This is a genomic window from Candidatus Limimorpha sp., assembly GCF_056203535.1.
Map to the genome: position 1 here is coordinate 1 of NZ_JBADWU010000075.1, position 12,185 is coordinate 12,185.

8 protein-coding genes are annotated in these 12,185 nt (G+C 43.2%); 4 read left to right on the forward strand and 4 right to left on the reverse strand.

Annotated elements, in window-relative coordinates; genetic code table 11:
- Positions 1-227: 227 nt before the first annotated feature.
- From AC06MN_RS08870 to AC06MN_RS08885, 4 genes are all read right to left on the reverse strand, one after another.
- Positions 228-785 (reverse strand): RloB family protein, encoded by a 558-nt coding sequence (locus AC06MN_RS08870; protein ID WP_475672010.1) that lies wholly within the window; start codon positions 783-785, stop codon positions 228-230.
- A 3-nt stretch (positions 786-788) separates the two neighbouring features.
- Positions 789-1,943, reverse strand: a complete 1,155-nt coding sequence (locus AC06MN_RS08875) for an AAA family ATPase (RefSeq protein ID WP_475672011.1) — start codon at positions 1,941-1,943, stop codon at positions 789-791.
- Between the two features lie 329 nt (positions 1,944-2,272).
- The gene (sdaAA, locus tag AC06MN_RS08880) at positions 2,273-4,381 is read right to left on the reverse strand and encodes an L-serine ammonia-lyase, iron-sulfur-dependent, subunit alpha (protein WP_475672012.1); all 2,109 of its coding nucleotides are present in this window, start codon (positions 4,379-4,381) and stop codon (positions 2,273-2,275) included.
- Between the two features lie 102 nt (positions 4,382-4,483).
- Positions 4,484-6,727 (reverse strand): S8 family serine peptidase, encoded by a 2,244-nt coding sequence (locus AC06MN_RS08885; RefSeq protein WP_475672013.1) that lies wholly within the window; start codon positions 6,725-6,727, stop codon positions 4,484-4,486.
- Positions 6,728-6,862: 135 nt separating this feature from the next.
- Between AC06MN_RS08885 and AC06MN_RS08890 the strand changes: the two genes are divergently transcribed.
- From AC06MN_RS08890 to AC06MN_RS08905, 4 genes are read left to right on the forward strand one after another with little or no spacing between them, the layout of a single operon-like run.
- Entirely contained in the window at positions 6,863-7,801 is a 939-nt protein-coding gene (locus tag AC06MN_RS08890; protein WP_475672014.1) for a caspase family protein, read from the forward strand.
- Positions 7,802-7,803: 2 nt separating this feature from the next.
- Positions 7,804-8,394, forward strand: a complete 591-nt coding sequence (locus AC06MN_RS08895) for an RNA polymerase sigma factor (RefSeq protein WP_475672015.1) — start codon at positions 7,804-7,806, stop codon at positions 8,392-8,394.
- An 18-nt stretch (positions 8,395-8,412) separates the two neighbouring features.
- On the forward strand, positions 8,413-9,072 hold the full coding sequence (locus AC06MN_RS08900; protein WP_475672016.1) for an anti-sigma factor family protein: 660 nt from the start codon (positions 8,413-8,415) through the stop codon (positions 9,070-9,072).
- A gap of 1 nt (position 9,073) precedes the next feature.
- Positions 9,074-12,136 (forward strand): CHAT domain-containing protein, encoded by a 3,063-nt coding sequence (locus AC06MN_RS08905; RefSeq protein ID WP_475672017.1) that lies wholly within the window; start codon positions 9,074-9,076, stop codon positions 12,134-12,136.
- Positions 12,137-12,185 lie beyond the last annotated feature (49 nt).

Sequence of the window (12,185 nt, forward strand, 5' to 3'; positions counted from 1 at the left end):
ACTCTAAACACAGAAAAAGCCGACTTGACAGGGACATTATAAGGCTCCGTGACAAACTTGAACGCCTCGAAAGCGAACAGACACGAGCAATTTGCAAAATAATGGAAAACAGCCTGTTATAATCTTGTTATATAGAAGAAGAAGGCAAAGGGACATAAAAATGATAGTTTGGCTGTCCGCTAAACTTTTAGCGGACACCAATATAAAAAAATCAGTCATATATTTGGCTACAGCCATTGTTTTTTTAATTTATCAAGTTGATCAGTCAGCAAATAGACCGATGTCGATGGATTGTTGAAAGCAGAAAGCCGCTTTGCCCTTTCTGTAGCAATTGGCGTGTTGTCGATCAGATAGTTCCTGTCAGAAGTGCTGAGCGTTCCTTTCTTGTATTGCTTTACGAAAGAAGAAAGACGATTGACACATTCCTCACTCGTCAATTCAGCATTTTGTTCGGTAAAGTGCAACAACAGCCACAACTCAAAACACGGGTTAGAGCAAAGTAAGGTTGCTCCAGGCACTTTATGCAATCTTTCAAACATGTTGCGAACGTCGAGATCGTACATTAAAAAAGTCTGGTCGCTTTTTGTCTGGATATAGGTAGCCTTGCATCGTTCGACAAGTGCTGGAGTGATGTTGAGCAAGGTCTTTTTGGCAATGATGTGAATTGGCAAGCGATAGTGTGAGCGAAGCGTTTCCACATAAGCAACCTCCGAATCGCCTTCGCAGAATACGAAATAATTGGGGCGCATCATCCTGCCTTGGGATGTCCTTTCTTTGCGTGCCATGATTCAGATGTTTGGTTTTGAAAGGTATGGAATTGCATCGAAGTTGCCTTGCAGATAGGCCTTCTCCATATCTAAGGTATCGCGGAAATCCTTGAAATCGAACAGCGAATATAAATCGCTACTGCCATCTTCACGCTTGTTGACGAAATACACTTGGTCGCGACGTTGGAAATTTGTGTTTAGCAGGTGCGTGTTGTGCGTGGTGTAGATGAGTTGGGCATGGTTGCTGCGATTGAACATGTCGATAATGAACTCGACCAACTGGGTGTGAAGACTTGTGTCAATTTCATCAATCAACAGGAGTTTGTCGTTGCGGATGATGTCAATCATGCTGAGCATCATGTGGAAAAGTGTCTTTGTTCCTTCCGACTCCTCTGATTCGAAGTCAAATGGGACCTCTGGGTTACCTCTGTGATAGGTCTTGATGACATTTCCTTGCTGTCGGATGTCAACAATGTCGCTGTCGGCAGTCCTCAGCACCTCAAGAAGCAGGTCTTTCTGCTCTTCCAGCTTCTGCTCGATGGGCAGATTCTGAGGCAAGCGGTAGTCTAAGACAACCTCGTCGCAAAAGAAGCGGAATATCTGCTTTGCCAAATCGCGGTCCATCTGACTTGCGCGTGATATGAACAGGGTCTTGCGCGAAGTGTTGGCGGCCACGTCCATCGGGCGCTTCAGTACAAGTTTGAATTCGTAGATGTCTTTCTTGTCGGGGCCTTTACTTTCATCGCGGCTAAAAACAAGTGACCTGCGGCCATTGGGATAATAATAGAGTTGCTCTGTCAGAATCTCTTGCCGAGTCATCGTGAATGAATATTCGTACTCGATACCTTCCATCAGGAAACGTACATAGAATGAACTTGGTTTCTTGTCGTATCCGTCGAACTTGAAAGGCATGAAGCCGAAGACCGTGTCTTCGTTGAAGTTGTGAGAGGAACGAATCATCTCAATGCATGCGCGTATGGCTTTCACTACATTGCTTTTGCCAGAAGCGTTTGCACCAAACACGGCAATGCTTTTCAGAAGTTGCTCCCCGCCTATGCTGAAAATGTTTCCTTCCAAAGCACGGCTTTTCTGTGTCTGAATTTTGGCGGCCTGAAGGTCAAGTTTCATCTCGTCGCGAAACGAGAATATGTTACTCAAACGAAGCTCTAATATCATTTTATTCTTTAAATTTGTAATATGGTTGCAAAGATAGCAAATAAATCGCAAATAAAACTATTTTTTTAGACAATTATATACTTTTTGACCCCGCTCGACCTCGAAGAGGTCTCATTTCAGTTACCCTATACAAGCGAAGCGTCGTGTAGGGCAGCAACATCCATCATATATGTGGGTTATGCGCATGCCCCACACTGTGTATGGGGTAACAGAAATCGCATCTCTTTGAGATGCTGTCCGACAATAAACAATACTCTGGCAATCAACATAGGTCAAAAAGTATATAGTTCCCTTTTTTTAAGCTTCTTTTGAAGCAAGGATATAGAATCCTATCCGAAGAACTTCTTAATCTCGCCTGCAAATGCGTTTTCAACCGCTTTTCCGTCGCGGGTCTTGGCGAGGCCGGCGCGGCTGGTCTCCTTGTAATCTATGTTGAGTCGCTGGCCGACTTCCCTCATGGTGAGCATCACCTCGTCGGGCGAGATGAACGACTTGACGCCGCTCAGCGCCATCATCGCCGCACTGATGGCTTGGGTGGCATACATGCCGTTGCGCTTCACGCATGGCACTTCGACCAAACCCGCCACAGGGTCGCAAATCAGGCCCAAAACGTTCTTGATGGCAATGGTGAAAGCTTCAACCATCTGCTCGTTGCTGCCGCCTTCCAGATAGGTGAGCGCGGCTGCTGCCATGGCTGATGCTGCACCTACTTCGGCCTGACAGCCGTAGTCGGCGCCAGCGGTTGACACATCGTCGAACAGAATCATGCCGAAGAATCCGGCCACCATCAGGGCTTCGCAAAGGCGTTCTTCGGAAGGATGCCGCAATTCGTCGTAAGCCTTCAAGACACCAGGCAGAATGCCGCATGAACCCGCCGTCGGGCAAGCCACAATCAGCCCTGACTTGGCATTGATTTCGTTGACGGCCACAGCGTAGGCAATGGCGCGTCCGAAAAGGTTGTCGAACAAGGCGTTTTTGCCGAGGTAATCATCAAGCATCGAGGCATTTTGCCCGCTGAGCTTAAATAGGGAAAGTTCCTTGCTCTTTATACCTTTGTCAACAGCGTTTTTCATGATGTTCCAGTAGGATGCCATCTTGCCGTAAATCTTCTGCTTGTCGGTGTTTTGCAGCATGGTTTCTGTCTCGACAATGATGTCAATCAGGTTGCGGCCTTTGGCGTAACGCAGCATTTCCTCAAACGAGTTGAAAGGCATTTGCGGAGGATTAGGCTTGGCTTCATCGTTGAAAATCTTTGCGATGGTAGGGTAGGAGGCGTTGCTTTCGTTGCAGGTGACGATGGCACCGTCAACGAGGCGCATGTCGTTTTTGCCATTGAGCGGCGCATTGAGCAAGCCATCAAAATAGCGTATTTCTATGTTGCCGCCACCGATGGAAAATCCTGTGATGCAGTGTGTTGCCTTGTCGCTTGTGAAAATGATTTCGGCAATGTTGTGACCTTGCTGCTGGGCATATTTCTGCTCTTCTTCTGCACTGCCTTTTTTATAGCCGCAAAAGTCTATTTTGCAGCCTTTTATGTCGAAACCGTTTTGCTTCAGAAAGTCTGGATCGCCGTGAGCCAGAAGTTCGGCATCGTCGGTGGCAAAGCCTGAAAGTCCGCCGCCGATGGCGTGTGGAGTTTTGTGCGCCACGCCTGTGTCGCGGAACGAGGCAAACAGCTTGACTTCTAACGATTTGACCTGCTCGCCGCTCTCTATTACCGCTTCGATGATGTGGCGCGACAAAAGTCCAATCCTGCTGGCTCCTGCGGTGTGTGAACTCGATGGTCCCACCATGGCAGGCCCGACCAAGTCGAAAATGCTCATGGCCTTGATGCGGGTCTTGATGTAACGTCGGAAGTCATCGGCTATGGACGCAAATCTTTCTATTTCAATGGGACGGTCCAAGAGCACGGACACATCGAAAAACGACTTGTTTTTCCTCGATTCAAGTGCAAGAGACTGGGCAATGTGTATTTCGCTGATGTACAAATCGTTTTTGCCTATGATTTCCAGAAAATTCGGGAAAAACGTGTAGTGCGAGACATTGGAGCATTGCAGGTGAATCTTTTTGCGTTCGGCATCCAGATTGTCAATCACGACGGAATTGGGGTCGTGAGCGAAATCAAGGGAATGCGTGTCAGCCATGTCAAGCATTTGTTTCGTGATTGATTTTACTGATAAGATGGCAATAATCAAATCATCGGGAATTGACGGAAAAATGGAATAATAGCAAGCTAGTGTGTCTTTTGGCAATTTTATTGGCATCAACTTGTTGATAATACTTTCCAAGTTCAGATGAGCGACGAAAATAGCTTTGTCGTGTGAGAATACTATTCTGACATCGTCATTGCCTTTGAGTTCGCCTATTGTCTTTTTTGTTTTTATAAATTCCTCTTCGCTAAGGAATTGATGCAGTCTGTCTTCAAATTGTCTGTTCATGGATAAGTTTTTTGTTCTCTTTAAATACTATGCAGTTAGCTTTTAGTGCTTCTTTTTTCTTTTTTCTTTTTTCTTTTTTCTTTCTTCTTGTTTTCTTTTTCCTTATTTCCCGAATTCCAATTCCAGTCCAATGCTCCAGCGTGAAGGCTGATTATCGGGTGAGCCAAGAAAACCGTCTTCGCCAGTGACAATGTCCGAGAGCCTGAAATTGCCATAGACAGAGAGATTTATGCCGCTGCTAAACGACTTGCTGATGCGTGTCGTGACGCCGTATTGGTAGCGGTTCATGTTTTTGCAGCCTTTGTAATAGCTTACGATGCGGTCGTTGTAGGGTAATTCGTTTGGCGTGTTGGTCATGATGTCCTTGACCTTTCGCGTCAACGCGATGGAACCGTAGGCGCCCAAATCCCAGTTCATGCCCCACAGCCGGTTGACAATGCGCTGGAACACCTCGCCGCGTATCTGCATGGAGCGTGCCGCCGTGGTGTGGTTGATGCCACCGTCGGTTAGTATATAGTTGCGTCTGCGGAAACGGTAGAAATCGGCGCTCAGGCCCATGCCGAATTTATAAGTCTTGCCGTAGAGCCAGCGTCTGCCAAAGGCATAGTGGCGGCTGTAGCCGTCCCAAAAGTCTGTCGGCAGATTGTAGTCGTATTGCATGAAGAATGTGGATTGCCAGCTCTCTTTCTTGGCTTTGTAATAGGTGCCGTTGCGCTCGATGCCGATAAAGGCGCTGCCTTCCGAAACGGGTGCGCCAATGGCTAAGGCCTGGTTGTCTTTCACTTCGTAGGAATCGTGGAAACCTTTGTAAGAAACGTTGATTTTCTTTGTGCCGGCTAATCTGTTTTTACTAATCACAATGTCTTCCTGATCGGCAATAAGAAGTTGGTAATAACCGTTCAGAATGCCGTTTTCGCCCTCGTAGTTGATGAAGATTTCGCTGGTTTTTAATTCCGTGGAATCAGTGGGGAGCTTGTTCGTGAAATGAATTCTGATGGCATTGTCGTCTTCAACGAAAACGAAATTGCGTGGCGTGACTTTTCTTTCCTTGATGAAATAGCCGGCTTGCGGCACACCGTAACCGAAAGCATAGTCATAATAAGGATAGAGGTCGCCCGATTTCTCGATTTCGGCTTTCAGTTGCAGGGCGGTAAGCTCGCGGCGGGTCTGCCAAGCGCAGGCGCAGAAACCTGCCGTCAGCGGACTGGAAAACGAGGTGCCGAAAGCACTTTCGTAACCGCCCGAAGGATTGGCAACCGTGGCTTGTCCGAAAGCACAGACATTAGGTTTCATTCTGCCGTCGGCTGATGGACCATACGAACTGAAGGAAATGTGGCGGTAGGTCTCCAAATCGGCATTGATGCCGCCCACGCAGAGCACGTTCTCGGCATCAGAAGGCGTGATGATGGTGCGCCAATGGCTGTCGTCGCCTTCGTTACCGGCGGAGTTGCAGACCAAAATGCCCTTTTCGACGGCTTTGTTGGCGGCTTTGGCAACGTATGATGTGCCGTCCATGTCTTTGGTATAATGGCGGTCTTTTCCGTAGCCCAACGAACTGTTGATGATGTCGGCGCCGTTCTTGTCGGCCCATTCGGCACCTTGCGCCCACCAAATCTCTTCCTTGAAAGGTTCAGGGTCGATTTCGGTGCGGCCCAAAAGGAATTCCGCGCCTGTGGCAAGTCCCAGTTGCTGACCGTCCTTCATGCCGGCAATGCAGCTCAGCACCATGGTGCCGTGGGTGCCCCAGCCGTAAACGTTTTCCTCCTTGTTGGGGAAATTGTATGTCTTGATAATCTGATGGTTGTCTCTCAAATGCTGAAAGGCAGGGTGCTTGTCGACGCCAGGAAATCCGGCATCCAAAACGCAAATGCGCAAGCCTTTGCCGTTGATGCCTTTGTTGATGAACTTTTGTCCTTCGAAACGCTTCACTTGGTCGGTCAGGACATCCTTGTCTTCACCAGTGATTTCCGTAGTTTTATATTCGGCCACGCTGCCTTCCGAGGCGATTTCCTGCACATAACTCACAAATGGCATTTGGCTGATTGCGTTGATATTGTCGTCGGTGGCCATAATGCCCAAAGCGTTGAGCCAGCGCGATTCGCCCACCATTTCATCGGCGTAGGCGGCCACGGCGTTCACATAGCTATCGTTGAGCGGATAGTTGCTGATGTCGTAAAGGTCGGCGCCGCATTTCTGGTAACGCTCGATGGCTTTCGCATCAAAATAGGTGTAAGGGTCAAACTGGGTGTCGTTTTTGTCGGTGAGGAACACCCAATAGCATTTCTGCTGTGCAAAGCCTGCAATGGCAAGCAATGCGAATGCGATGGTGAGGATTTGCTTTTTCATTGTATCAGATTTGATGGCACAAAGATAGGGGTAAATTTGATATGGTGTGGGGGAAATAATTGTGACTTTTTTGGAATGTCAATCTTTGTTTGTGTTGAAATGTTGTATTTTTGTGCTTCTTAAATCCTATTGATTATGCGTATCGTTAGAAACAAAATGTTTTGCAAAAAGTTAGAAGTCCCTGCTCGTTTGAATAGACTTTTTTTATTGGGCGTTATGTTTTTGCTGTTGTTTTTCCCGGTCAGCCTACAAGCGCAACAAAAGCACGCCTTGCTAATTGGAATTTCAGATTACCCGCAGTATGATGACCCCAATGCTTCCTGGGCACAGATACATGGCTCAAATGATGTTCAACTTATATCTCCGATACTTACAAAACAAGGTTTTTCCATTATCGCATTAACGGACAAATCTGCTACCCATCAAGCCATTGAAGACAACTTTAAGAAACTTGAAATGAGTGTTAATTCGGGTGATATAGTTTACATCCATTTGTCTGGTCATGGTCAGGCGGTAGAAGATGAAAATGGTGATGAAGAAGATGGATGGGATGAATCTTTTGTCCCTTATGACGCAAGAAAATGTTTTCAAGAAAAAGACTATCATGGCGAAAATCATTTGTTGGACGATGAATTGAATGAGAATCTCAATCTCATCAGAAAGAAAGTTGGCAAATTAGGAATGATATATGTTGTGATTGACGCTTGCCATGCCGGTTCTTCGTATCGTGGTGACGAATTGGAAGAAATTGTTTTCGTCCGTGGTACGGAGATGGGGTTTAGTAGGGATGGAAAATCGTACGTGCCCAGAATTGATAGAAGAGGTAACATCCGCTTTTCTGCCGAGAACGAGATGGCTCCCGTTTACATGTTAGAAGCCTGTAGATCATACGAGGTGAATGCTGAAATAATGCAGAATGGACAATATTATGGACCATTGTCGTATTATATCAGCCAACAATTGTTAACCACAACGCTGTCTTTTGACACTACATGGATAGAGGAGGTCAGAAAGAACATGAACAAGGACATTCGGCTGGTAAGACAAAATATGGTAACCGAAAGTTCAAAATAACTATGGCAATCATTCCATTGAACCGAAAACGAGATAAGGTCTTGAATGACTTTGCAAAAGAATATAGGGAGAAAACCCTTTCCTATCTCCATAATGCTTTTTCGTTGAGCAAAGAAGACTGTGAGGATGTGTTTCAGGAATCCTCAATAATCCTTTTTAACGCTGCCGTTGGAGGAAAACTGGACAATATAAAAGCTTCTTTGTTCACTTATTTCATTGGAATCTGCAATAACAAAGCGCATGAACAAGTTCGCATGAATGGAAAGACATTTTCGTGTTCAATAGATAATTTTTCCAGCGATGATGCCGAGGGGAAATATAGCTTTGTTTTGGATAGGGCAGATAAAATCCTTGCTATGACAGAGCAGGATGAAAGAGAAGAACAAGAGAGAAACGGCATAGTTGAAGACTTGGTCAGGAAGTTGCCATCGCCGTGTAATGAATTGCTTTGGTCTTTTTATCGCGATGCTCTTTCCATGAAGGCAATTGCTCAGATGTTTAACTATGCCAGTGAGGGTGCCGCAAAGGTAACCAAGCACCGTTGCCAAGAGAAATTTCTCAAGTGTTACAAAGATAGATTAACTAAAATATAAACGAAACAATATAGAGTTATGGTTGCTTTAACGAATGATGATGGGGAAAGAATTAACCGATATCTTCATGGTGAGATGACACAAGAAGAAGAAATGAAGTTTGAAGACGACTTGGCAAAAGACGACGCGCTGCGACAGCAAGCTGAGGCAATGGCACGAATGGTTAAAAGCATGGAAAAAGCAGGTGCTGAGCATGACAAGATGTTGATTGAAAAAATGAAAGCCTCAGCCGTGAAGAAACCTACTACGGTTTGGTGGATTTCCATGGCGGCTGGATTGGCTATCATTCTCTCTTTGGGTTATCATCTATACGACTATTCTTCGACAACAAGACTTGGGCAACAATACGCATGCACATTCCCCATGTCTGAAATAATCCGTGGAGAAGAAGACGAAGAAGTGGCCAACACCCTTACCATTTTATTCGACAATGTGGCAAACGGAGAAGATTTGGATAATACGATTGTACAACTTGCCGATTTATGGGAGTTGTCGCAAAGTGAAACATATAACGGTTATACGACTTATGAGTCATATATCGGCTGGAATCTGGCGATTGCGTATTTGAGAAACTACGACAAAAAAGAGGCAAGGGAAGTGCTTCATGAAATGCAAGATGATTATCCGAAAGGAACAGCTTTTGGAGATAAAGTTGATGAATTATTGGAAGAGTTGTAGTATGAAAAAAGTATTTTTCGTATTATTCTTTGTATTATCTTGTTTGTTAGTCTCGGGACAAGGTCTTTCCAAATCGGAAGTTGATAGCCTTGTGTCTTTATATACTGAGCAAGGAAAGTATGGTTCTGCTTCTGAAATGTTAGTTACTTATGCAAATCAGGAACACTGTAATGGGAACTTGGAAATTGCCCTTGAATACCAGATTAAAAATTGTGAGTTTGTTGAACAACATATAGATTCTTTTGCTACTAATGGACTTACGCTCAAGGATTTTTTTGCTAATTACGGAATGGTGTTCGTTTTGCAAAGAGATTTGAATCAGACAATTGATGCTATTGATACTTATCTTGGTCTATCGCAAGCTATAAAAACATATTCTCCCGAAGACCTTCCTTTTTATGCTAATTTAATAGCGGGTACATTGGGAGAATGTACCATAATGCCATGGGCAGACTCTGTTTATTGCCTTCAGGATGCAATAGATGTTGTTAAACGGCAAGAAATCACTGAGGATAACGTTAAAAAGTATTTGTGGTTTTGCAAATGCTTTAATATGAATAGGATGTATAACAGTTATGAAAATAATGCTTTTACTCAAAATAGAATTGATGAAATTGAGAACTGGTATTTGCATAATTGTGACTATATTCTTGAACTTGATGGTCATCTTTACAGAAAAGAAATTCTCGAATATTGTTTCGATTATGCTGATTTGCTATATTTATTTGCGGGAGCAATTGCTGCTCAAAAACAAGATCTATCCGAGGCGATCGAATTGTATAATAAAGAGATATCGGTCTTATCTTCTGTTGGAATAGAAGACGATATGATTAGTTTAAAAATCGCATCATGTTATGCACGAATTGCGGATGATTACTATCAATTGGGGAATCTACCCTTATGCAAGGAATATTGCGACAAAGCATTTCCAATCATTTTTAATTTGAATCATTCTGATAGCTATGAGTATTGTGATGTATTAGGTGCTTTGTCTAATGTGCTTTTTAACACCAACCAAAGGGGGTTGGCTGCAAAATATAAATTAATGGAAATAAATGTTCGAGAGAAATTGGACATGACTGTTTCGTTAACCGACTGGGCTCAATATTTTAATTATATTGTTAGTTCAAATCCTAAGGAAGTCATTTTGCGAAATAGAAACCTTGGCAATGTTAGAGAATCGGAAAGTGGAAATGCAGGCTACTATCAAATATTGGGTCGTGCATATTCCATGTTAATGGATTCGAATGACAAATATCGTGACACGGCAGAGATTTATTTTTATAAGGCAGATAGTTTATTGTCCGTTAACAATGATTATTATGAAAAGTATGGCATGAAAAACATTGCGTTAGGCAATTTGTATGATGATTGGGCAAAACATTATTCACGATTAGGACAACGAGAAAAATCTTATGAATACTCGGTTAAAGCACTACAATATTTCCCAAATACGTTTTATAGTTATTACAATGTTTCATTAAAGTCTGCTTTGCTTCATGATACTGTTGTGATTCACGAGTATCTACCTCGCTATTATTATGGAATGGAAGATAATTTATGTAGCATGTTGCCCATCTTAGGTTCTGTAGAATCAGACATATATCTTGGAAATGGAGAAAGCAATCTTTACCATATTCCAGAATGGGCATCATGGAATCCAAAAGATAGTGTTAGTGCTTGTATTGCATACGATGCTGCGTTGTTGATGAAAGGATTAACTTTGAGATATAATATTTTGTCTCCTTATTATGACAGCCATCCTGAAATTATTAATGCCAAGATTGAATTAGACAGATTGAGAGACTGTATTTATTCTATTTCAGAAGATAATGCCAGACTGCTTGCTTTGTATCGATACGAATTGAAAGAACGGGAAATGTTGAGAATTGTAAACGATGAGTTGGCTAATGTGCATTGGAAAGATGTAGCTGCTGAATTAAACGAAGACGAGGCTTGCGTCGAATTTGTGAAATATACAGCAAATTCATATTCTTGGAGCGACAGTGTCCCAAAACCACATTACGCAGCACTCGTTCTTCTTTCTAATGGACAAGCTCCTGCTTTTGTGGATTTATTTGACGAAGATGAGCTAAAAGATGTTTATGAACTTCAACCGAAATCGTATGACATAGAGATTGGTCAGGTCTTATATTCAAAAATATGGGGTAAAATGCGACGGTATATTGATGGAAAAAAGAAAGTGTTTTTTTCGCCTATGGGATTGCTTAACTTAATTAACATTGAACTTTTGACAGACAGCGTAGGAAAAACTGCAACGGAAAGATTCAACTTATATAGGGTCTCATCAACAAGAACTCTTTTGAAAAGAGGTGATATGAGAGACATCCATTCTATAGTGACAATTGGTGGTGTTGATTTTGACAAGGCTTGTGACAATTCTGATGCATTATGTAATGTAAATACACGTGGAAATTGGGCTTATTTAAAGAATACGCTTTTGGAAGTAAACACAATCAATGACATGCTGAAAGATTGTGGAGTTGATGTCAAAACTTATACTGGAGCAAATGCTACTGAAAGTGCTTTTAAGCGATTTAATGGCACACAATCAGATATAATCCATATTGCTTCACACGGTTTTTACATTCCTCAATCTCAGAGGACAACTATTCCTTATTTTTCAAATAGTGTGAGTACCGAAAACATCCAAGATGAACTTTTCTTCTCTGGTTTGATTCTTTCTGGTGGTCAAAAAGCTTGGAATGATTCTGTTTTTAATCCAAATAATAATGATGGAATTCTAACAGCATACGAAATCTCCAAACTTGACTTGCATAATGTTAATCTTGTAGTTCTTTCTGCTTGTGAAACAGGACTTGGAGACAACTTGTTTGATGGGATTTTCGGCTTGCAAAGAGCTTTCAAAAAAGCGGGCGTTAAATCCATCTTGATGAGCCTTTGGCAGATAGATGACAAGGTGACATCAGAATATATGAGCCTATTCTACGAAACCTTAAATCCGCAACCGATCTGCAAGAGTAATGAGTTCCAAAGTAGCAGGCCGGGAAGATGCCTTCAGGCCGTAGGGAATGGCATTTAGGTGTTTCCGTTGCACAAAATCCCCTTACCCCACGATGCGTCTTGAGGCA

Bases quoted from the DNA above. Each gene is read 5' to 3' on its own strand.
- AC06MN_RS08870 (WP_475672010.1), bottom strand. From the start codon at position 785: ATGGCACGCAAAGAAAGGACATCCCAAGGCAGGATGATGCGCCCCAAT.
- AC06MN_RS08875 (WP_475672011.1), bottom strand. From the start codon at position 1,943: ATGATATTAGAGCTTCGTTTGAGTAACATATTCTCGTTTCGCGACGAG.
- sdaAA (WP_475672012.1), bottom strand. From the start codon at position 4,381: ATGAACAGACAATTTGAAGACAGACTGCATCAATTCCTTAGCGAAGAG.
- AC06MN_RS08885 (WP_475672013.1), bottom strand. From the start codon at position 6,727: ATGAAAAAGCAAATCCTCACCATCGCATTCGCATTGCTTGCCATTGCA.
- AC06MN_RS08890 (WP_475672014.1), top strand. From the start codon at position 6,863: ATGCGTATCGTTAGAAACAAAATGTTTTGCAAAAAGTTAGAAGTCCCT.
- AC06MN_RS08895 (WP_475672015.1), top strand. From the start codon at position 7,804: ATGGCAATCATTCCATTGAACCGAAAACGAGATAAGGTCTTGAATGAC.
- AC06MN_RS08900 (WP_475672016.1), top strand. From the start codon at position 8,413: ATGGTTGCTTTAACGAATGATGATGGGGAAAGAATTAACCGATATCTT.
- AC06MN_RS08905 (WP_475672017.1), top strand. From the start codon at position 9,074: ATGAAAAAAGTATTTTTCGTATTATTCTTTGTATTATCTTGTTTGTTA.